This is a genomic window from Paenibacillus sp. ClWae2A, assembly GCF_032452295.1.
Taxonomy (GTDB): domain Bacteria; phylum Bacillota; class Bacilli; order Paenibacillales; family Paenibacillaceae; genus Paenibacillus.
This window is the reverse complement of record NZ_JAULSQ010000004.1, coordinates 117,390-139,098: the sequence shown is the minus strand read 5'-3', so window position 1 is coordinate 139,098 and position 21,709 is coordinate 117,390. Positions and strand designations below refer to the sequence as shown.

The 21,709-nt window shown below is 48.3% G+C and carries 19 protein-coding genes, 1 pseudogene and 1 riboswitch; of the genes and pseudogenes, 1 reads left to right on the top strand and 19 read right to left on the bottom strand.

Features of this window, described 5'->3' with window-relative positions:
• Positions 1–43 precede the first annotated feature (43 nt).
• The 17 genes and pseudogenes from QVE09_RS15355 to QVE09_RS15275 form a co-directional block, all read right to left on the bottom strand.
• Positions 44–691 carry a precorrin-8X methylmutase gene (locus tag QVE09_RS15355; RefSeq protein ID WP_278297837.1) on the bottom strand — a complete coding sequence of 216 codons (648 nt, stop codon included), beginning with the start codon at positions 689–691 and terminating at the stop codon, positions 44–46.
• Between the two features lie 71 nt (positions 692–762).
• Entirely contained in the window at positions 763–1,533 is a 771-nt protein-coding gene (cobK, locus tag QVE09_RS15350) for a precorrin-6A reductase (protein WP_315937479.1), read from the bottom strand.
• A 230-nt stretch (positions 1,534–1,763) separates the two neighbouring features.
• Positions 1,764–2,816, bottom strand: a pseudogene (locus QVE09_RS15345) (sirohydrochlorin chelatase); the annotation flags it as partial.
• Positions 2,817–3,081: 265 nt separating this feature from the next.
• Positions 3,082–5,013 carry a precorrin-3B C(17)-methyltransferase gene (gene cobJ, locus QVE09_RS15340; RefSeq protein WP_315937477.1) on the bottom strand — a complete coding sequence of 644 codons (1,932 nt, stop codon included), beginning with the start codon at positions 5,011–5,013 and terminating at the stop codon, positions 3,082–3,084.
• A gap of 409 nt (positions 5,014–5,422) precedes the next feature.
• Positions 5,423–5,612, bottom strand: a riboswitch (cobalamin riboswitch).
• 200 nt (positions 5,613–5,812) lie between these two features.
• Positions 5,813–6,652: a uroporphyrinogen-III synthase gene (locus QVE09_RS15335; protein ID WP_315937476.1), complete on the bottom strand. Its 840-nt coding sequence runs from the start codon at positions 6,650–6,652 to the stop codon at positions 5,813–5,815.
• A 131-nt stretch (positions 6,653–6,783) separates the two neighbouring features.
• Positions 6,784–7,986 carry a GerAB/ArcD/ProY family transporter gene (locus tag QVE09_RS15330; protein ID WP_315937475.1) on the bottom strand — a complete coding sequence of 401 codons (1,203 nt, stop codon included), beginning with the start codon at positions 7,984–7,986 and terminating at the stop codon, positions 6,784–6,786.
• A 55-nt stretch (positions 7,987–8,041) separates the two neighbouring features.
• Positions 8,042–8,263: a hypothetical protein gene (locus QVE09_RS15325; RefSeq protein WP_315937474.1), complete on the bottom strand. Its 222-nt coding sequence runs from the start codon at positions 8,261–8,263 to the stop codon at positions 8,042–8,044.
• Complete coding sequence (locus QVE09_RS15320; protein ID WP_315937473.1) at positions 8,256–9,455, bottom strand: Ger(x)C family spore germination protein; 1,200 nt, start codon at positions 9,453–9,455, stop codon at positions 8,256–8,258. Before QVE09_RS15320 ends, QVE09_RS15325 begins: the two co-directional genes overlap by 8 nt.
• A 4-nt stretch (positions 9,456–9,459) precedes the next feature.
• Positions 9,460–11,055 (bottom strand): spore germination protein, encoded by a 1,596-nt coding sequence (locus QVE09_RS15315; RefSeq protein ID WP_315937472.1) that lies wholly within the window; start codon positions 11,053–11,055, stop codon positions 9,460–9,462.
• Positions 11,056–11,230: 175 nt separating this feature from the next.
• Positions 11,231–11,566: a hypothetical protein gene (locus tag QVE09_RS15310; protein ID WP_315937471.1), complete on the bottom strand. Its 336-nt coding sequence runs from the start codon at positions 11,564–11,566 to the stop codon at positions 11,231–11,233.
• A gap of 44 nt (positions 11,567–11,610) precedes the next feature.
• Positions 11,611–12,312, bottom strand: coding sequence for a pirin family protein (locus tag QVE09_RS15305; protein WP_315937470.1), 702 nt, complete (start codon positions 12,310–12,312; stop codon positions 11,611–11,613).
• A gap of 200 nt (positions 12,313–12,512) precedes the next feature.
• Positions 12,513–12,926, bottom strand: coding sequence for a DoxX family protein (locus tag QVE09_RS15300; protein WP_091036057.1), 414 nt, complete (start codon positions 12,924–12,926; stop codon positions 12,513–12,515).
• Positions 12,927–12,978: 52 nt separating this feature from the next.
• The gene (locus QVE09_RS15295; protein WP_315937469.1) at positions 12,979–13,839 is read right to left on the bottom strand and encodes a M56 family metallopeptidase; all 861 of its coding nucleotides are present in this window, start codon (positions 13,837–13,839) and stop codon (positions 12,979–12,981) included.
• A gap of 1 nt (position 13,840) precedes the next feature.
• Entirely contained in the window at positions 13,841–14,257 is a 417-nt protein-coding gene (locus QVE09_RS15290; protein ID WP_017691824.1) for a BlaI/MecI/CopY family transcriptional regulator, read from the bottom strand.
• A 210-nt stretch (positions 14,258–14,467) separates the two neighbouring features.
• Positions 14,468–15,931, bottom strand: coding sequence for a catalase (locus QVE09_RS15285; protein ID WP_315937702.1), 1,464 nt, complete (start codon positions 15,929–15,931; stop codon positions 14,468–14,470).
• Positions 15,932–16,221: 290 nt separating this feature from the next.
• Positions 16,222–17,028: a winged helix-turn-helix transcriptional regulator gene (locus QVE09_RS15280; RefSeq protein WP_150365790.1), complete on the bottom strand. Its 807-nt coding sequence runs from the start codon at positions 17,026–17,028 to the stop codon at positions 16,222–16,224.
• Positions 17,004–17,399, bottom strand: coding sequence for a Fur family transcriptional regulator (locus tag QVE09_RS15275; protein ID WP_036612807.1), 396 nt, complete (start codon positions 17,397–17,399; stop codon positions 17,004–17,006). Before QVE09_RS15275 ends, QVE09_RS15280 begins: the two co-directional genes overlap by 25 nt.
• Positions 17,400–17,672: 273 nt before the next feature.
• On the opposite strand from QVE09_RS15275, the gene QVE09_RS15270 reads away from it, so the two are divergent.
• Positions 17,673–18,785, top strand: a complete 1,113-nt coding sequence (locus QVE09_RS15270) for a GGDEF domain-containing protein (RefSeq protein WP_315937468.1) — start codon at positions 17,673–17,675, stop codon at positions 18,783–18,785.
• A 140-nt stretch (positions 18,786–18,925) separates the two neighbouring features.
• Here the strand turns inward: QVE09_RS15270 and QVE09_RS15265 are convergent, their stop codons facing one another.
• Complete coding sequence (locus QVE09_RS15265; protein WP_047840782.1) at positions 18,926–19,864, bottom strand: aldo/keto reductase family protein; 939 nt, start codon at positions 19,862–19,864, stop codon at positions 18,926–18,928.
• A 172-nt stretch (positions 19,865–20,036) separates the two neighbouring features.
• On the bottom strand, positions 20,037–21,674 hold the full coding sequence (locus tag QVE09_RS15260) for an ATP-binding response regulator (RefSeq protein ID WP_315937467.1): 1,638 nt from the start codon (positions 21,672–21,674) through the stop codon (positions 20,037–20,039).
• Positions 21,675–21,709 lie beyond the last annotated feature (35 nt).

Genomic DNA, 21,709 nt, shown 5'->3' with positions numbered 1-21,709 from the left:
AATTAGCTCTTTCCAATAACCTGCGGGCGTTTACTTATTACAACTACGCCTTAACAGCCATCAGGGAGATGGCGTTCAGGGCAGCTACGACGATGGTGCTACCACCTTTACGGCCAATATTGGTGATAAACGGGATGTCGAGTTTGCGCAGTTCGTCTTTGGACTCGGCTGCAGATACAAATCCGACCGGCATACCGATGATCAGGCCCGGTTTGGCTTCGCCTTCTTTGACCAGACGGATCAGTTCCAGCAATGCTGTTGGTGCGTTACCAATGGCGTAGATGCCGCCTTCGTATAATTGATTTGCTTTACGCGTCGAGATGATTGCTCGAGTGGTGTTCAAACGTTTCGCTTCCTCCATCACATCGGGATCGGAAATATGTACATGCACATCTCCGCCAAAACCGCGAATGCGATCTTTGCTCACGCCAGCCTGAATCATCTGTACGTCAGCGATGACGGATTGGCCGGCGCGAAGTGCGGCAATCCCTGCTTGGATGGCATCCGGGTGGAATACCATACTGCGGCCCAGTTCGAAGTCAGCCGAGGCGTGAATGACACGCTGTACCACTGGATATTGCTCAGCCGTGAACGGATGCTCGCCCAGTTCCTCCGTGATCATCTCAAAGCTTTTGCCCTCAATTTCCTGAGGTTGTACAGTCAACGGTTTAAATTCCGTTTTGAAATCCATGTGCATTTCACTCCTTCAAATGGTGTTGTCATTCAAAAATTCATTATTCAAATTAAGACTATTAGGGTGTTTTACTGCACCAATACACGCTTCAGCTCATCCAGTACACCTTCAAAATGATCAAACACTGTTCCAAATTCAGCCTCGGGGCGTGAAATCAACACGACATGAATGCCCAGTTCGAGTGCAGATTGGATTTTCTCATCCACCGCTCCGGTCTTGCCGCTCTCCTTGGTAACCATAACAGTCGTCGCATAGTGCTTATACAAGGCTTCATTCATTTCACGGGAAAAGGGTCCCTGCATCGCAATAATATTGCGCTGTTCCACACCAAGCTCATCGCATTTCTCCATATTATCGAGACGTGGAAGCATGCGGGCAACGAGGCGAATGTCCGGATCACCGAGCAGGTGCTTGGTGAAAATCTGTAACGTTTTACTACCTGTTGTCAGCATGACCGAGCCCTTGAGTTCTTTGGCCTTGAGTGCCGCTTCATCGTAGGAAGACACGACATGCAGCAACGCATGATCATCGTACGCCAGACCCGTGCGCTCATAACGAATATATGGAATGCCCGCCTGTTTGGCTGCTTCCATCGCATTGGCATGTGCTTCTTCGGCAAACGGATGACTTGCATCCACGATGGCGCGGCTACCTTTTTCACGCACCAGTTCCACCATCGCTTCCACGGTCAAACGGCCTGTCCGAACAGGTAATCCAGCCTCTGTCAGGCTATTCGCCGCACTGTCGGTTACAACAGAAGTCAGCACATCTGCACCTTGCTGCTGGATCTGTAGAGCCAGTTCCCTTGCATCACTCGTACCACACAACATGAAGATCATGGACGATTCACCTGCTCCGAAGTTGCTGCAACCTGTGCCTGATCGGGAGAAGCATCTCTTTGTGCCGTTTCTGCCTCGTTGTTAGGGTTATTCCGATTTCCTTCGTGCTCGTGATGTGTATGATGCAACTCTTCATCGTGATCATGATGATAATCGAGTGACGCTTGACGATCGACGGCAGTAGGAGTGTGATCATGATCGTGGTCATGCTTATGCGCGTGATCCTCGTGTGTATGTACGTGCTGATGGTCATGCTCATCATGATGATGCGAGTGATCATGATCCGAATGATCGTGATTGTGCGCATGGCTGTGTTCATGATGGTGGTCGTGGTCGTGGTCGTGGTCGTGGTCGTGATCGTGATCGTGATGATGGTGATCATGGTCATGGTCGTGATCGTGGTCATGCCCATGGTCGTGATCATGATGGTGATGGTGGTGTTTGGCTGCTTCCAGCCTGAATTGGCAGTTGTCACAGTTGGCTGTTACACGTCCATATAACCCCTCATGGGCCCGCTCCAGTACCAGTTCAACCAGCTTCGGGTGGAAGCCAAAATATCCACCAACCTCAACCTGAATGTCTGGATGCGCCGCTGCAAATTCCGCAGTCATTTCATCAATGCGCTTGATCAGTACACCTGTGAACAGGAAATACGGCATGATGATGATTTTCTTTGCACCCAACAACAGACAGCGCTCTAATCCATCCGGGAATGAGGGCTGAGTCACACCGATAAAGCTGCTTTCCGTCCACTTGTAGGGCAGTTTCTCCCATAACATCCGGGTCATTTTGAAAAAGTCACTGTTGGCATCCGGGTCACTGCTTCCCCGTCCAAGCACCAGTACTGCGGTCTCTTCATCCGTCACCGGAACTGGTGGAGCCGCTACCGCTGTACCGCCTTGGGATGCGACAAGTACAGGTTGTGCTTCTTGCAGACGGGTCTGCATGATCTGAACAACTTTCTCATGAACACCGATGGGACGACCATATACGAATTCCACCTGCGGATAACGTGCCTTGGCACGGTCAATGGCGTTAGGAATATCAATCTTGGCATGACCGGCAGCAAACAGAATGATCGGCACCAACACGACACGTGTTGCTCCTCGATCCACACAAGCGGTAACACCTTCAGCAATACTTGGTCTCGTTAACTCCAGAAAGCAGGTCTCCACCAACGTATTCTCCGGTGCCTTCGCTGCTACCTCATTTGCAAACTCCTTCAGTTCCCGGTTCCCCTCGGGATCACGACTCCCGTGTCCCACCAACAATATTGCATCCATCTTTTGTTATTCCTCCCCCGTCTGACTCGCAGATCAGACTTTTCATATTCATTCGCCAATCCAGTTCATCCGGCAAAAACTACGCCAAACCAATCATTCAATCCATGCGATACATTACTCGTAAAAATCAATCCATCTATGTCAGCTGAAATCCAGCGCATATTGCAAAATATTAGATCCCTGACAAGCTACACCATCACGTCTCCCCGAAGGAGGCGATTCAATTAAGGACTTAATCAGAACTTAAACAGGAATTAGTACGGATTTAGTCACCGCATATCGGGTTTACTTCCACCGTGACCGGTGCATCCACATGGCGGAAGCCCTGAATTACACCAACTCGTTTGAAGAATTTGTGGAATCGCTCATTCGGATGACCTTTTTCCTTGTAATCGGCTACAATGCGTTCCACAATGCCACCAATCTGGTCACCCGGAATTCCCTCCGCTACGGGCTGGGCAGGGTGAGCATTGCGGCCGAATTTCTTGCCACCGAGGAACAGGTCATATGCACCTTTGCGATACACGATGCCGATATCCTCCAGCACTGCCCCGTAACATGCCATACCGCAGCCATTCAGCGCCACACTTGTTTCTTTGGGTGCACCCAGACCGCCAATCACGGCCTGTAAATGGTTAGCCATCGGGACAGCATCGTCCTTCTCCATGTTACAGAAGTCACAGGCCTTCACCTTGATGACATCTCCAATCGGTACAACGATAAAATTGGCTGCGCGCAGCTCTTCTACCAGCGAGTCCGGTTCAAATGTCGGCACTCTCAGAATAATCTGGTGCTCCGGCGTGTACTCCAGTTCGCCATCTTCACTTGCACACTGCGCCAGCAGCGCCATCTGGGTGGCGGTGAATTTTTTGTTGCCCACGCCGGGCGACACGCCGACTTCGAACAGCGGCGCCTTGCGCCCAGGCTCGGGCGCAGTGCGTACCGCTGTTGCGGTCGCAGCCTGCGATGCACTTGCCGTATGGCTCGGCGCTGCTGCATCCAGCCAGCGGCTCGCCGATTCGCCCGCGAACGCGCCGCCTGCCGCGAGCCGTGTCAGCGCCTCGGCAGCGAGCTCAGCTGCGCCAGCGCGTGGCGCTTCGGCGACTCGCCCCGTAGCGGCCTCTGCCGCAACGGGCACAGGTCGCTCGCCGGCAAGCACGGCGGTGCCAGCGCTGCTCGCCAGGCTTGCCGCAGGCATAGCGGCAGCAGCCCCTGCACCAGCGGGCGGCTGCCCTTGCGGGGCCGTGCCCGCTCCGGCGCTGGCGCCGCGCAGGGCTGGCTCCGCCTGTGGCTGCGCGGCCGATGCAACGCTGGCCGCGCTCTGGCCCGCTGCCTCGCCGGAGGCGGCAGCGCGGGCGTCCCTTGCGCCGAGCGACCATGGCTCGGCTTCCGTGCGCAGTCGCTCATGAGGTCTGAGCGACTGTTCCGCGGTGTTCAGCGTGTATTTTCGCTGATACCCGCGAGGGGTGACCATGAGTCCTTCGTACATCATGGTCGAAGAATTGCCGATAATCACAGTCGTCAGCATGCCGATATCATGATTCAGCATATCCTCCAGTGTGGTCATGACAACGTCCTGACGCTCACGATATGCACTTTTTACCAGACCTACCGGGGTCTGTGGGTCACGATAACGCAGGATCATTTCCTGTGTCTCCACGATCTGGCGTGTGCGTCGTCCACTGCGTGGATTGTACAGGGCAATGACAAAATCAGCGGACGCTGCGGCTTCGACCCTGCGAATAATGGTCTCCCACGGCGTGAGGTGATCACTAAGGCTGATCGTACATGCATCATGCATGACGGGAGCACCAAGCAGTGATGCACAAGACTGAATGGCCGACACGCCCGGAATAACTTCGACGGCAACACCCGTATCCGGCTTCCAGCCTTGCTCCATCAGCACCTCGTACACCAGACCCGCCATACCATATACGCCTGCGTCACCGCTGGAAATTACGGCAACAATTTTGCCCATCTCCGCCTGTCTGACCGCTTCTTGTGCACGGCTTACTTCCTCCGTCATGCCTGTGCGCACAATCGCTTGCCCGTTCAACAGAGGGCGAATCAGATCCACATAGGTGTTGTATCCGATAATAACCTCGCTCTCCTGAAGTGCTTCGAGTGCCCGCTTCGTGATATGTTCCATGGCTCCCGGACCAAACCCGATAATCAGCAACTTGCCTTGATCTTGCATTGCTTCTCCTCCTCCATCACACTTGTCGAACTGATCCAAACATTGAAGAAGGGCGGCTATGCCGACCTTCTCCCGAACTGTACTGCATGTTCAACTCGTCAGCTCTGTTTACTCAGACTACCGAACCAGACCCTCTCATCAACCACCTGTTATGATCAAACCAATTTATCCTCTACCTGCAATTTCCCGACATATGGTTGGTTATCGCAAGGATGTACATTTATCAAAAAAAAACAAAAAAATCCCATCCTTGTAACGGATGGGATACGCATGTACGTACACTCAAGAACACAGTCCAGATTCCCAGAGGGTAATCCTGTGACTATGTGGCCCAAGGGGGGGCCAGCCAGGCGAACCGCTTGTTCGCCCATTTCCTGATTCTTCGTACACCACTCCTTTCCGCGAAGGGTTCGGTGACACATGCAAGGTAGGTCTCCTGGCTTTGGATCATCAGCTTCCTTTTCTGTCTTCCCCGGCTTGCCGAGTGACTTGAATCAAAAAGGGCTTCACCATTACAGTGGCGGGACCGCTCGGGACTTTCACCCGATTCCCTGTTACCTCTTGCTGCACGCAAGAGCACCTTGCTTGTTTTCATTCAATATTGTTCTCATAATAACACCGCTCAGGAAATAATGTCCATGCTTATGATACTTGTCCGTTCTTCTATTTTCAGACAAAACAGAAAAAAGTCCTGATCCAAAAAACGGATCAGAACCAGAAGTAACATACACATATACGATTCGTTTTCAACCATCCACTAACCTAATAATTGAATACGTTCATTCATAGTCATTGCTATCTAGGATTGCAAGCCACTAATCTTGGCCGCACGCCCTGCCGCAAAGTAACGTCCCAGCTCAACGATGAGTGCTCCCATCTTCTCTTCCTCCGGAATGACCAGTGCCTCAATGCCTTCTTCACGCATGGAGTTTGCTGTAACTTTACCTACAGACGCAGGGATTACACCTTGTCTGAAGGCTGCAAGCATCGGCTCAAGCTTGTCCTGCGATGCCGCATATTGTGCCAGGAATCGGACCTGCGGTCCACTTGTGAACGCAACAGCATCTACCTCGAACTTTAGAATTTCATTCAATAGCTGTTCCAGTTCTGCCTCTTCCGGCGGTACATGGCGGTAAGGAAGCACTTGTGTGACGATTGCGCCTTGTTCTTCCAACCATGCGACAAGTTTGGGAGCTGTCTCCCCATGAAGCTGCAACATAACCTTTTTTCCTGCGAGATCATGTGGGGCAAATTCACGAATAAGCCCGTCCGTACTGCCATCATCGTCCCGTACTAGCGGCGTTAACTTGCGCTTTTTCAGTGCATTCACTGTCTTGTAACCTCTCGCCGCAATCGAGGATTCCGACAGTGCATCCAGCAACTGTCCCGCCACTTCCATATCCTCGGCCATTTCAAATATCGCGTCCAATCCCATACCCGTTGTTAACACCGCCCAGTCTGGCGGGTCTGAGATCCAGGATACCAGCCCATCCCTGATACTCCGATCATCCAGAAATACCGTTCCCTGTGCCGGTCGCACAAGCGGAATACCGCCCATTTTTTCAACCAGTATGGACATTTCTTTCGATTTTCGTGGTCCTGTCAATGCTACACGTACACCTGCCAAATGTTGAGCCATTCATGTTCCCCCCGTTAGTCCAGCCGAATGTTCATCAGTCTGACTACAGTATACAGGGTACTTCTGCCAAGGGAAACTGTGCTTACCCTCTTTTTGCCCGTTTCATCTATAAGGATTTTTGATGGAATGTATCAGGAAGGCTGGAGTTCTCCACCATGAGAATCCTGCCTTTTTTTCTCTCCGTTCTTCTCCGAATCAGAGGATTCTTGTCCCTGTTCATGCTTCTCTTTCTTGGACTGCTCTCCCGATCTCTGTTGGGTAGATTCTTTTTTATCCTTTTTGCGAGGACGAAGGAAAAGAAACAGCACCATAGGGAACAGTACTTCAAAAACAATGGCGATCCATGTCCATTCCCGGGTAAAACGATAAAGCTGAATGGCGTTTTTGAAAAACCAGAATGCACAAACAAAGCCTAACAGTGCCACCGGACCTGTCATGACCTTTCCCGAAACCTTCGGAATCATTCGCTTCAGTCCCCAACAGACAAAGTACAGATCAAATGCAATTTTGGTAATCATGGCAGGCAAGGTTGCCGCTGCTAACGCCAGATCAAACCGATCCAGAAAATCACTAATTTGCAGCTGCCTTGCAAGTTCATACGAAGGGTATACGAGTCTGGAGGCAATGGGCACACCAATCGACGTGATGGTTTCCACCATAATCAGCATCATCAGCAATCCCGAGATAATGATGCCCCATAACACAGGCTTGAAGCGAAAATCACTGCCCTTAACGACAAAAGGTAAGGCGATCATCTCGCCATAAAAAGAAAATATGTACCAACTCCCTTTGCCTACACCTGCCATATCGAGATGAAAATAGGGCATCAGATTATCCATATTCACCTGCTGAATCAGCATAAAAGGCAAAATTACAGAATTCAACAGGAACAGGGTAACATATAGTTCTGACATTCCGATCAACGAACCAAGCCCACCTCTGACGATAAATACCGCCATAATCATGAGTGACAATACCACAATGGATATCGGCGTTGTCTCTAGCAAGGTTATACTTACATAATCACCAATTAATCGGATATCTCTAGCGAATATGAAGAAAAAAAACAAAATGTACATTACGCCTGCGAGCCTTCCCATAAAGGGGAACCGCTCAGCAAGCGCCTCAAATAGATCCTGATTCGGAAATCTCCGCTGAATTCGGCTTACCATCCACATGGATATAATCATCACGAGAACAACTGGCACATACGAGAGATAAGCGTGCTGTTCCGCGTAATAAATGGCCTGTGCATGGGGTTGGATCAACGTGCCCGTAATACTGAGCAGCAGCACGAGTAGTACAATCTGTCGAGAAGTCACACTTTGATTCATACAGTACCTCCTTCCCATCATTCAAAGTTTACTCCGTACCATCCTTAGTCCGTATCTATGGTAACGGTAAGAATCGCTGGATGACGTGGCTGATCCATACGGAAATATAAAAGGTTTTGCTCAGATGGGTTACATAGAACCAAATGCCTGTCCCCAATGCAATCAGCCCATAGGATAACCAGCGATTAATAACTGCCGCCTGCTTTAGATGTCTAAAGTCCATCGCGATGACCATGATGACCATCCCCAAATAGGTGAACAACAGTGGTTTAATCATGTACGATATCCTCCTCCATGACACCGATCGGTTTATTGACTACCCCTACATTTTCAATGATGACGTGGGGGATAACATTCACCTCAACATCAGGATAGATATCATCCCATCGATCCTTCATTTTGTCCCACTCTTTTGGCAAGTGTTGATGGATCGACCGACCAATCCCGAGAATATCGGCATGATATTTCCCTTGAATTAATCGAACCCCTTCAACGATATCCTCTTTTATTTTTTTGTGGACCGCGTCATTTAATTTCAAAATCTCTTTTTCACGCAGATCACCGTAATTTGATTCGTTATCTACAACTACTCCCTTGGCGTACAATTGAACGGTCACAGTGACCTTTTCTTTCTTGACACTGGGGTGCAGTGAAGAATGGTTCTCGTTCAGTTTGATGAATATATCTCCTTCTCCGCGCGGAGCCTTGACCATAATTTCTGGTGCATTGGCTTCCCCCATAGCGAGAATCAGGGCATCAGCGGGAGCCTTGTCAATCATGCCTACCAACTTGTCTTTTTTAAAAATGGCCAATCCATCCAGCTTGATATTTGATTTGGCATCCTTCCAATTTTTTGGGACATTGTCCACTTTGGAAGCTACAGGCAAGAAGGGATCTACCCCTTCACTAAGAATGGCATCGGTGAACGTTTTAAGAGAACGTGGGTTACGCATATTTAGAAAGCACAACTCTCTCACCATCTCGGATGGAAACTTCTCTATAGGTGCATCCGTATCCATGACTTCATATGCCGCACCTTTCGTAACGACCGGTAATGCAGAGAATCGGTTGAGCGGGTAACGTGTAAATAAATCGAGCATCGGAGCCACGCCATCCCGGGCAAGGTCCTCTCCAATAAGCAGGGTACGACGATGCGCATAATAAATCGTTCGTGAGAGTGCTTTTTGGCCTTCAAGTGTAGTCCCCCTCAGTGTCTTCGCGGTGTTGGACAACATGAACCATGATTTGTCCCCGCTTGTACCGCCGCCACCTCCCGAACTGCCCGTAGAACCGGATTGACCGGGAAGTGCAATCTGGAGACTGGATCTGTAATTGTCTTCCTCCTTATCAACAGCTACGCCAATCACAAAGGCAATATCATTAATTTCCTTACGATCCCAGCATCCGGCTATTAAAAGGGTACACAGGAGCAAAATCAATGCGGCTCTAATTTTTCGAATAAGAAACATGTGTTCACCATCCTTCCTCAGCTTCAGGCGAACCATTGATCTTGTCTTTCATCCGTTTCTGGTTATCCTGAACCGTAGAAGGACGATGGATCATTTTCCACCACGGCACACGAATGAGAATATCCTTGGTATCAGTCTTACTGTACGGGCTAAGACCTGACAGATAAGGTACACCAAACGAAGTCATCTGTGTCAGATGCACCGAGATCAGGACCAAGCCAATGACGATGCCATATAGTCCAAGCATACCCGCCAATAACATGATCGGAAATCGCAATAGACGTACGGTAATCGCAAAGTTAAACCGCGGAATTGTAAAGGAAGCTATACCTGTCATGGATACGATAATAACCATCGGTGCGGACACAATCCCTGCCTGTACTGCAGCCTGTCCGATCACAAGCGCACCGAGAATACTGACTGCCTGACCGACTGTTTTCGGTAACCTGACCCCCGCTTCACGGAGGGCTTCGAATGATAGCTCCATGATGAGGGCTTCCACCAAAGCCGGAAAAGGGATGGCTTCCCGTGCACCGGCAATACTCAGAATTAGCGTGGTGGGCAACATATCCTGATGAAATGTGGTAATGGCGATATACAGCGCTGGGAGGAAAAGTGCAATAGCTACGAACAGAAACCGTATCCAACGCAACAGATTACTGATGAAGAATCGTTCATAGTAATCCTCACTGGCCTGAAGCATCTGCCACATCGTGACTGGAGCAATTAACGCAAAGGGAGTGCCGTCTACTAAAATGGAAAATCGTCCTTCCAACAAGTTACCTGCTACTGTATCCGGGCGCTCGGAATAGTGCATCTGCGGGAATGGAGAATACGGGTGGTCTTCAATCAGTTCCTCAATATAACCCGTCTCCAGAATGCCATCGATCTTTATTTTTTCCAGACGTTTCTTCACGTCCCGAATCAACTTCGGATCAGCAATATCGTCCAGATAGGTCAGAACAATATCGGTTTTGGTTTCTGTGCCTAGTGTCATACTTACCATCTTGAGAGAGGGGGTTTTCAGCTTGAACCGCAGTAAAGCCGTATTCACGCGCAGTGTTTCGGTAAATCCCTCCCGTGGTCCCCGAATTACGGATTCCGTCTGAGGTTCCTCCACGCCACGTCTGACGCCGCCTTTGACGTTGAACATCCAGGCTTCGCTACTTCCATCGACCACCAGAAGTGCGGAGGATGCCAGCACCCCTTCAGCCGCGGTGGCCCAGGTTTTCACACGCTTCACCTGTGTTAGTTCAACGGTTGTATCATCCAGTGGAACATCAGGTTCATCTGTACGCTGCTGTACCAGCCCACGAATAATCGGACGCAGCATGTGTTCCTGGATATCAGCCGAATTGACAATACCCTCAATATAGACGAGCAGTCCTTTCACTTCCGGCGTAATCATAACGTTGCGAAAAACCACATCCGAGCAATCGGAAAAGATCTCCTTTACCGCCTGAATCTGAGTTGCATGTACTGCACTAATCGGCTGCCGCAGAAAAGGCGGGGACGGCAGTCCCAAAGGGATATGTTTTTTCTCTTCTGAAGCTCGTCCCGGTTGTCGGGACTTGTCTTTCCCAGATGTTTTGTCCGCCATATGCCGCCCCTCCGTTCTTGTTTTTTATACAAGGTAGCTTGTGCCAGATAGCGGGGAATTATGTGGTCTTTTTTGCAAAATTACGATTAAATCCTCTAATTTCAGACAGCAAAAAGGCCTCTGTATTTAACAGAGACCTCCTTAACTATTCAAAAAACTGTTCAACCTATTTTAGTTAGTCCGCAAAATAATCTTCAGGCACATAACGAATCTCTGACTTCGCATAGATGCTTAGCGTGTGACTCTCCCTGTCGTAGACTACCCGTTCACCGTCTACATAGTACCAGTGTTTCAAAAGGGGCTGATCCTTGCGTTGGACGAAGCGAAATACGTTTAGCTCCTGTCTAAGCTCCATAATCTGTTCCACAATCTGCTTGTCCAGGCCCGTAACGGTAAATATGAAACCTTTACCCTCCTGTTGGAATCGGTAGGACAACGAATCTGTTTTGCTATTAGCCAATCCTCGCCCGGTCACCGCATGTTTGACCATAAACCATTCCTGTTGCGCCATATGTGTATATCCTCCTTCATCTTGGAGTTCATTTCATCAGCCATCTACGGCAAATCAATAATCATATAGAACGTATCTTCGTTTCCTTGCAGTTCGATTGAATCCCGCTGTTCCACACGAGCCGTGTCGCCTTCGTTCAACAGGTACTCTCCATCCAATCCCAGCTTGCCTTCGATGGAGAAAATGTACATTCGGCGGCCTGCATCCTGATTAAAGGTTAACGTTTCGTCTTTGGCTAATCGGCCAAGGTAGATCGTCATATCCTGATGAATGGTCGCAACTCTTGGTCCCCCATCTGGCGATACAATCGGCACGAGTGCTCCTGCCAATGCCGCTGGATCAAATGATGTCGTCTCATAGGAGGGCTCCAACCCTTTTGTCTGTGGCATGAACCAGAGCTGAAGCAAACGTACTTCTTCGGTATCGGATGCATTATGTTCGGTATGAATCATGCCACTGCCTGCTGACATCCGCTGGATACCGCCAAAGCCTGTAACGGCTACATTGCCCAGATTATCTTCATGTCGTAACTTGCCGCTGAGTACGATCGATACAATCTCCATGTCACTATGCGGGTGAGCCCCAAAACCTCGACCAGGCGCAATCACATCGTCGTTCGCTACCCGCATCGGTCCAAACGCCGTATTCTCCGGGTCTTGGTATTCTCCGAAAGAAAAGCTGTGACTACCACGGAGCCAGCCTCGATCGAAGCTGGAGCGGGCATCGGATGGAATGACGTTAATCATAAAATGCATCCTCCTTATTTTTTCTTAGTAGCATACTTATTCTCATTGTAACAAACCAAAGGCATGTCGTCCAAACGAAAAAAGTTCTCTACTGATCAGCCCGGTTCGCAGATACAATTCCCGAACCGGCCTGGCCAATAAAGAACCTCGTTACAGGACTCATCCTGCACTTCATTATTTTTTAGTAATCGTTAGTCAATTCAAGCACTCACATTCTGGCGAGCGCTCCCCTGTCTGGAGAACAGATAATCCACGGCCAGGAAGCGGCTTCCTGTGAAGAGCAGTGTCAGGGAACCCGCCAGCAGCAGGTAATCTAACTCGGTACCACTCAGGAACGGCTCACCCATTTTGGCTGTAAACAGAACGCCAACCATCACGATGGCAAACAGGGCAGCAAACACACGTGTTCCCAGACCCAGAATCATCGCTGCACCACCCACCAACTCAATAATGGCTACAACGGATGCAAGAAATCCGGGAATACCGATACTTTCGAAAAAACCTACTGTACCGCTGATTCCACCTTCGAATTTACTCCAGCCGTGCAATACAAAGATCAATCCGATCATAATCCTTGAGAAAAATAATCCAATCTCTACACTTTTATTATTCATGTTCATCATCCTTCCTAGTGTTATACACGAACTCGCATTTAGCTAAGTTGATTCATCCAATGGACCAAACAAACAAGATAGACAGCAACAGGAAAACAGTAGCCGACATCAGAACGGCGTAGCGTGGCAACCTCAGCGTCACGTCCTGTTCTGGGTCCAGCAGACGTGAAATTCGGACATTCACCGACGTATCCGCAAATGAGGATTGAACGGTCAGTTCTTTGGCTCCCCAAGGTTCAGGACAAGCACGGAGCAGCTTGAGCAAAGCACTGCCAATGCCTGCCACATTGCCTGTACGCTCAATGGCCTCATTGTCTGCCAGAATTTCTCTAACGATATTGTAATGTTTCGAAGTATGCTTCAATACGGGAATATACGGCATCATGATTGCAAATACCGATAACAGTGTCGTCTTCAGTGGGTCACGGTGCCACAGATGATGGACTTCGTGATACACAACTGCCGTCTCCTCTTCTGTATCCAGCATCGTCAGAAGCCCCGTGGAGAGTACGATGCAAGGTCTCCATAAACCAATTGTAAATGCAACCGGAGATGACTTGTCCACCACAATGAATCCCGGCTGTCCGAGATGGTGATACTTGGACTCCAATTTGCGGGACAATGCACGCACTTCCATGGAGCGAAGTTTACGTACGGCTGCTCTCGTTTTCATCATACGCACCGTTAGCAACCAGCCTGTTCCCGCAAATGTCAGCAATACCAGTGCCAGCAGGAAATGTCCCACGGATAACCATCCCAGTCGACTCATCCAATGATTACAGAGCCAGAGCAAGTTAAACGGGATATCCCAGCCAAAAATTTTGTACATCGCGTACATGAACATCTGCATGAACACGAGTAACGGAATGCCAAACCCGACGGTAAACAAAAGTTTCGAGCGGGTCTTCCACATCTTAATCGCTATCCTTTTTCCATTGTTTGATCTTCTGTTCCAGGCGTTCAATCAGACCCGCATCTGCTTCGTCCAGCGCATCCAGCATATGATTCAATGCCAGAGCTCCGAATTCATCCACCAACTCATGTGACAGTTCCTTGGATTGGTCGTTCATAAACTCCTCCTTACTCTGTACCGGTTGGTACAAAGATGTTCTGCCCTTCTGAGACTTTCCGAGAAGTCCCTTGTCCACGAGCCGGTTCATCACGGTCATGACTGTATTAAAATTGACGTCTTTGTCTTGTTCAAGTGCAGTCTGCACTTCACGGATGCTGCTGCCAGGACGAGCCCATAAAATGTCCATGATCTTGGCCTCCAGCGGACCGAAAAATCGGTTGAGCCCACGCTCACCCACTTTGAAATTGTGTATTCTCATGTTCTGACACCCCTCACACTACCCATTGTAGTGCCATCAAATGAGAAGTCAACCTCTATGTCAGCTATTTTATGTAAATGATTTGTAAATTTGTTTTCCATTTCACCAAAAAAAAGCGAAAGACCAGGAAACTCCGCACGTTCACGGTTTGCCCGGTCTTCACTGAATATCAGTCATTATGATGTTGCGATAATATGGTCAAAATGTAACTTATTTTCCATCCTGTGACGGCATATGTGCAGAAATATCCACACCGAGTCCATGAGCCAAACGTCCGCCAAGCTGTCCATCCGCCCGGAAGAAGTGGCACAGGGCACGCATTTGAATATCGACAGATACTCCCTTGAGGTCATTGATCAGATTATCCAGCAAATGTTGCTGCTCTACAGGGGTAAATGAACGGAAAAGCTCCCCTGACTGTGTGTAATCATCCGTTTTCTCGATTTTCTCGCGTGTAACATGCCCTTGCAATGGAACCTGACTGTCCCGGTATGCCGGATCTTCCTGCGGTCTGTTTCCGGAACTGTTGGGTTCATAGTTCACTGGAGATGGATCCTGATTCACATTCATGAGTCCATCACGTTGATGATTACGAACAGGTGCGTACGGGCAATTCACCGGAATTTGCAAATAGTTCGTTCCAAGCCGGTGACGCTGTGTATCTGGATAGGAGAATAGGCGTCCTTGCAGCAATTTGTCTTCGGAAGGCTCAATTCCAGGTACAAGCGCACTAGGAGAAAAGGCCGCCTGTTCCACTTCAGCAAAGAAGTTTTGCGGATTCCGATTCAGGGTCATGGTCCCTACCGTATGGAACGGCAATACATCTTCAGGCCATGTTTTGGTTGGATCGAGTGGATCAAAAGCAAAATCATCCATTTGCTCCGGCTTCAAGAGCTGTACCTGTAACTTCCACTGCGGGTATTGCCCGTTCTTGATATGTTCACGCAGATCACGGGTAGCATGGTTAAAGTCCTGGCCCTGTACCTCAGCAGCTTCCTGACGAGAGAAGCCTCGCACCCCTTGTACAGATTCCCATTTATATTTTACATAATGGACCTGCCCCTGTGCATTGATCCATTTGAAAGCATGTACGCCGAATCCATCCATCTCCCGATAACTGGCCGGTGTGCCCAGATCAGAGAACAACCAGGTCATCATATGCGTTGATTCTGGTGAGAGAGTCATGAAGTCCCAATATCTAGCTGGTTCCTGAATATTCGTATCCGGAGCTGGCTTCAAGGAATGCACCATGTCAGGGAACTTCATGGCATCACGAATGAAGAACACAGGCAGATGGTTGCCGACGATATCATAGTTGCCTTCCCGTGTATAGAATTTGACGGCAAATCCACGCGGATCTCGTGCAGTCTCTGGTGATCCCGTACCATGAATAACGGTTGAGAAACGAACCAGTACATCCGTCTCCGTACCCGGATCTTGCAGGAAGTCCGCTGTTGTATAAGCCTTCATACTCTGCTCCAGCGTGAATACACCATGAGCTCCGGCACCTCTTGCATGTACGACTCTTTCGGGAATACGTTCACGGTCAAAGTGGGCTATTTTCTCAATGAGATGGTAGTCTTCAAGCAGTGTCGGCCCTCTTCTGCCTGCTGTGCGGGAATTCTGGTTGTCACCTACAGGTGCTCCCTGATTCGTTGTCATACGTTCGGTCATCATGTCGTCCTCCTCTAATGGGTCTCACGGCTGTTATATATCTACTATTAAAATCATATTCGGCTTCGGTTTAAATATACATTTAGACTTGATCTAACTGTTAAATTGATTCTAACATGTCCCACTCTGCTCTTGCATGAGGTTCACATGAGATTAAGATGAGTTTCTTCACCACTTCATGAATGAACTATGAACATCTTTTTACGAAAGTGATTCGGATTTACTCTATCTATTAGGCTTTACCCGAAAACACATGAGGTGAACGATAAAATTAAACAAAAAAAAGCGGACTAATCCGCCAGGCGGTAGCCCACTCCTCTTACAGTGACAATATATTGCGGCGATGACGCATTATCGCCCAATTTTTTGCGCAAGCTTTTGATATGAACATCGACAACGTTACTTCCACCTGTAAAATCAGTCTCCCAGATATCGCTGAGCATCTCCTCACGGGAAATGACCGCACCTTTGGCATCAATCAGCTTGAGTAACAGATCATATTCGGTCTTCGTTAGATGAATCCGGTTATTATCGCGCTGCACACTCATCCGTTCACGATCGAGCCACAGATCTTTGAAACCGATACGGTGCCCTTCTTCAGGCAAAAATCCACGGTTGGGCAAAGCAGGACTGTTGCCAATCATGCGCTGCACCCGGTAAAGTGCTTCCTGCGGGCGTGCAGGCCACACCAGCAATTCCTCCTGAAGCATTGGTCCACTCGCGCTGCCGATCATCTTCTCACCGACCAGATACAGACAAGGGGTTGTATGCTCAGCCTCACGATTCAATCGGCTGCTAATGCCGGCAAATGCATCGATCGTTCCGGCAACAGACAGATCATATATCAACAGATCAAAGACAAGACGCTCATGCAGATCCGGTTCCCAGCGATGAAAGACCAGTACATCAAAGCAGCTATCCGTTAAGGCTTTTACCAGTTCATGAACCTGCCCCGGCATCGGGCTGATCAGAATAACACGCCGTGTAACAGGACAATTGTCCACAAGAGGTGCTGAATCGGACAAGGCTGGTTTAACCCTAAGGGGTAAACGGCGGCCAGGCAGTTTTATTTTTACTTGATCCGTTTGTTTCTGCATTCCCCGCAGACACCTCCAAAGACCACATGAGCATGATCGATTGCATATCCGGTTTCTTCAGCTACCTGTTTCATCCATTGTGGAGGAACTTCCGTCATCACCTCGTCCACTTTGCCGCACACTTCACACATAATGTGCTGATGATCATCCATACGGGCATCGTACCGGCTTGCTGTCTCTCCCAGTTTAAGCTCCCGTATCAATTCTTTGTCCGTTAGATAACGAAGAGAATTATACACCGTACCATAGGCCAGATTATATCCTTGTTCCACGAGTCGGTTCATGACATCAGCAGCTGTCGGGTGATCCTCTGAATGGCGCACCACATCATATACCGCTTGCCGTTGTATCGTTAGATTTAAAGTTCTCACAACCATTTCTCCTTTATTATTGATCCATTTTATATGAAGTTAGACACTGATCTTCTACTTATGATGGTCTTCCCAAAAATGAAGAAATAAATTTTGATTTAGATTAAGTATAAATCTTATTGTATATTGAAGTCAATATCACTCCAACATCCTGGATATGCAAATAAAATACCTTTCCCAGCAATCGCCTCATAAATTTGGGATAATATGGTTCGCTACAGCACCACTTTTCAGATAAAATATAGAGATGTGCGTAAAAAGGGGGAATGTCGGTTGTTTAGCACTTTTTTCATTAATATCTGTGTCATGATTACGTTTATGTATGTGTCCGGGATCATCACGAAGTTCTATAGTATCCGATTGCCTTTTCCCTCGTTACGTGTTCAGTTGATCGGCGGCTTATTATTCGGTATATATGGCACAGTACTCATGAACTATTCCTTCCCTCTGAACGAGACTACGATTGTTGATCTACGGCATCTGGCCATCGTTACCGCAGCGGTATATCTGGGAGGGCTAGCTTCAGTCGTTACGGGACTTGTTATCTCGGTCCTTCGTATTCTGATGTTTGGCATATCATCCTCTGCCATAGATGCAGGATTTGTCATGACTCTGATCGGACTGTCCGGTGTATACTTTGCTTATGCTTCCTGGTCCAGACTGACCAAAATAATTACGATGAATCTGCTCGGCATAACGTTAATCTTTATCATCCTTATGTTGAACACGGACAGTATGAATTCATTAATGAAGGTATATCCGTTACAAATGACTATTTCCTTTGTCGGTGGATTATTTATCTATTTCATCGCAGAATTCATTAATAAATCCAATGAAATGTTATTTCTATTGGAGAGAAGAGCATCTACTGATCATCTTACCAACCTTAGCAATCGACGACAGTTCGAAAAATCACTTCAATCCGAGCTTCAGCATGCGCGGGATTACCAACAAAAGCTGTCCTTGCTGGCCATCGATATTGACCGGTTCAAAAAGGTAAATGACACCTATGGTCATTCTGCCGGCGATGCGGTCCTGAAGCAACTTGGACAACTGCTCGTTGAGCATGCACGTTCTGCCGATATCGTGTCACGAAACGGTGGGGAAGAATTCGCCATTCTCTTGCTTGACTGTGGACAACGTCAGGCCTTGGCTACCGCCGAATCTATCCGGCAGGCGGTAGAGAAATACCATTTTGCTCTGCCCGACGGACACACAACACGTCTAACCATCTCCATTGGTGTAGCCGTGTATCCGGATCATTGTGATGCTCATGACGATGACGACTTCTTCGAACAGGCCGACCGTGCTTTATATGAAGCCAAGAATACAGGGCGTAACCGTGTGTGTGCCTTAAATTTTCGTTCCTTGCCTCTTACACTTTAATGTAAGATCTTACCTTTCAATAATCTAACCTTTCAACGTTCTCAAAAAAGGGATGTCTCGTTCGCCTATTCAGGCGCACAGGACATCCCTTGCTTTTATGGATCATTGCATATCATCTCAGCTTGTGTGCTGACAGAAGATCAAGCAAGGATGCTCTCAATCTCCTCGACAATGGCAGCATCCAGCTTCACGCCAGATGCAGCCGCGTTCTCTTTTACCTGCTCGGGACGACTCGCCCCTACAAGTGCACTGGATACATTGTTCTGGCGCAGTATCCAGGCAAGGGCCAGTTGGCCAACCTTCAGATCCAGCTTGTCCGCCACTTCAATCAGTTGACGAACTTTCCCGATACGATCCGCATTGATCTTTCCTTCGTCCCATCCTAGCTTAGCCGCACGGCTATTCTCTGGGATATCGGAAACGGACGTATATTTCCCGGTCAATAGACCTTGAGCAAGCGGGGAGTATACGACTTGTCCGATGCCTTTACGCTCACCGAGCGGGATAATTTCATTTTCGATATAACGGTCAAACATGTTGTACACCGGCTGATTGACCACGATGCGATCCAGGAGAAGACGGTCTGCTGTACCCAATGCAGCTTCCATCTGAGCCGCAGTCCACTGGCTGACGCCAACATATAACACTTTGCCTTGGCGTACCAGATCATCGAGCGCGCGGAGTGTTTCTTCAATTGGTGTTTCGGTATGATAACGATGGCAATAATAGATATCCACATATTCAACGCCTAAGCGCTTCAAGCTGGCTTCACATTGCTCCTTGATATGTTTGCGAGACAACCCCTGGTCATTCGGACCATCACCCATTTTGCCAAATACTTTGGTTGCAAGTACATAAGAGTCACGGGAATATGCTTTGAGCGTCTGTCCAAGCAGTTCTTCTGCTGCACCCCGTTCATATACATTGGCTGTATCAAAAAAGTTAATGCCTTCATCAAATGCAGTTTCAATTGATTTCACCGCATTTTCACGTTCCACATACCCTCCGTACGTCAGCCAACTTCCCAGGCTGATCTCGCTCACTTTCAGTCCGCTTCCACCTAATCTGCGATAATCCATTGATTGCATATCCTCCTCTGTTGGTTATAAAGATGAAGTTCATATCCTATTGTAACGTAACCAGCTCGGAATAAAAGGGCTTTGGCTCAGAAAATGGAAAATGCAATGGAAGATGCGAAGAAGCGCACCAACAACCGGTGCGCTGAATAAAGATTTGTCCTCTGATCATGATCTAAGGCAAAGTAATACTCAATGCATTCAACAGATCAGCCTGTCTGACTGGCTTTGTCAGAACAGCATCAAAGGCTTCTGCTTCATGCAATTCAATGTGCATCCCATAGGGAACCAGAACAATGACGGGCAAATTCTCCAGTCGCTGTTTCAGTTCATGTACAAAATCAACCGCGCCACCTTCCAGTAACCCCATATCCACAACGGCTACATCCGGCATGAATCCTTCCTTGATCCAATCATGTGCTACTGTCAAACCTGAGGTCATGTGTACATCCATCTCCCACCTACGCATCAGGGAAGAGACACCTTGCAAAATGTCAGGGTCCTTGGCAAGCAACACCTTTTTCCCTTTTAATCGCTGCTGAACACTTGCGAGTTGAGGTAACTCCCAGTATCTGCGTAACGGAAGGGAAATGTTGAATTCCGTCTCATTTTCCTCCACACTACTCACCTGAATACGGCCATGCATGAGAATGGCCAGATTCTGGCTTACAGCTAAACCCAGATTGCTTCCAATCAGTTTTTGGATATTCAAATTTTCATCCTGGCTGTTAAAGGTTTGTGTCTTCTTGTCCGATAACATCTGACCCGTATACTTCACCTTGAGCAGAAGTGTCCCGGTCTCCTCCAATTCTTCTCCGTTCACCACTGCTGTGATCAGAACGGAACCCTCACGCGTTGAATCGAGAGCATATTGAATGACGTGTGCAAGCAACTGTCCGATCTTGACTTCATCACCAACGAACACTTGGGATACATTCAGTTCAAGATTTAATCCCAGCTCAATGTTCTTGCCCGTCGCAATGCCGGCATAGAGATACACGGTATTCTCAATGGTGCCTACCAGATCAAACGGATCATCATGTATAACCGTTTTACCTGCTTCATTAATGTTGAAATTCATCATATTATTCAGCAAAGAAAGCAAAATATTGCCGCTTGTCTCAATCATGTTCACATATTCAGACTGCTCCTCGGGCATATCCGGTGTGCGCATCAGATCTGTCAGTCCCAAAATACCGTTCAGGGGATTGCGAATCTCGTGACTCATCAGCTTCAACATCTGTGTTTTGGTCATGGCCTCGGATTCGGCACGTTCTTTCTCCGCCTGAAGCTGTTCTTGCATTTGTTCCGAATCACTCAATTTCCGCTCCTGAACATGCAATGTGCTTTCCAGATCGACAACATAGCCCAGGAATACAGCCATCGCCTTCAGTGTCTTCATATCGGTTTCGCTGATCACATAACCAGGATCATCCATCAGACAGATGGTACCAAATGTTTCGCCCGATCTTTTCATAATAGGCACGCCCACGAAGAAGCGATTGCCAAGTCCGCTCGTAACGCCCATGGATCGTGTCATCGGATGTTCAGATGTATCCGGGATCGTAAGAACACTACCGTTGTCTCTTAATACCAGGCTGCAATATGAATCCGTAAATGGAAGTGCACTGCCTTTAACAACTAACTCTTCCGTACGATTGAAGGCCTCCAAAATGACATTGGTCACCCCGTCATTCGTGGCAACAAAGATGGTATTGACCTTCAATATACCACTTAATACGTCTACGATATGGGCCGCAGCTTCCTTTATATCCTCATAGAAGCCTCTCGTAATGCCTTCTGCCGTCCCCATGATCCACCCCTTTTGTCTTAGCTGCACTTTCAAAT

Bases quoted from the DNA above. Each gene is read 5' to 3' on its own strand.
- QVE09_RS15355 (WP_278297837.1), bottom strand. From the start codon at position 691: ATGGATTTCAAAACGGAATTTAAACCGTTGACTGTACAACCTCAGGAA.
- cobK (WP_315937479.1), bottom strand. From the start codon at position 1,533: ATGATCTTCATGTTGTGTGGTACGAGTGATGCAAGGGAACTGGCTCTA.
- cobJ (WP_315937477.1), bottom strand. From the start codon at position 5,013: ATGCAAGATCAAGGCAAGTTGCTGATTATCGGGTTTGGTCCGGGAGCC.
- QVE09_RS15335 (WP_315937476.1), bottom strand. From the start codon at position 6,652: ATGGCTCAACATTTGGCAGGTGTACGTGTAGCATTGACAGGACCACGA.
- QVE09_RS15330 (WP_315937475.1), bottom strand. From the start codon at position 7,986: ATGAATCAAAGTGTGACTTCTCGACAGATTGTACTACTCGTGCTGCTG.
- QVE09_RS15325 (WP_315937474.1), bottom strand. From the start codon at position 8,263: ATGATTAAACCACTGTTGTTCACCTATTTGGGGATGGTCATCATGGTC.
- QVE09_RS15320 (WP_315937473.1), bottom strand. From the start codon at position 9,455: ATGTTTCTTATTCGAAAAATTAGAGCCGCATTGATTTTGCTCCTGTGT.
- QVE09_RS15315 (WP_315937472.1), bottom strand. From the start codon at position 11,055: ATGGCGGACAAAACATCTGGGAAAGACAAGTCCCGACAACCGGGACGA.
- QVE09_RS15310 (WP_315937471.1), bottom strand. From the start codon at position 11,566: ATGGCGCAACAGGAATGGTTTATGGTCAAACATGCGGTGACCGGGCGA.
- QVE09_RS15305 (WP_315937470.1), bottom strand. From the start codon at position 12,312: ATGATTAACGTCATTCCATCCGATGCCCGCTCCAGCTTCGATCGAGGC.
- QVE09_RS15300 (WP_091036057.1), bottom strand. From the start codon at position 12,926: ATGAATAATAAAAGTGTAGAGATTGGATTATTTTTCTCAAGGATTATG.
- QVE09_RS15295 (WP_315937469.1), bottom strand. From the start codon at position 13,839: ATGTGGAAGACCCGCTCGAAACTTTTGTTTACCGTCGGGTTTGGCATT.
- QVE09_RS15290 (WP_017691824.1), bottom strand. From the start codon at position 14,257: ATGAGAATACACAATTTCAAAGTGGGTGAGCGTGGGCTCAACCGATTT.
- QVE09_RS15285 (WP_315937702.1), bottom strand. From the start codon at position 15,931: ATGACCGAACGTATGACAACGAATCAGGGAGCACCTGTAGGTGACAAC.
- QVE09_RS15280 (WP_150365790.1), bottom strand. From the start codon at position 17,028: ATGCAGAAACAAACGGATCAAGTAAAAATAAAACTGCCTGGCCGCCGT.
- QVE09_RS15265 (WP_047840782.1), bottom strand. From the start codon at position 19,864: ATGGATTATCGCAGATTAGGTGGAAGCGGACTGAAAGTGAGCGAGATC.
- QVE09_RS15260 (WP_315937467.1), bottom strand. From the start codon at position 21,674: ATGGGGACGGCAGAAGGCATTACGAGAGGCTTCTATGAGGATATAAAG.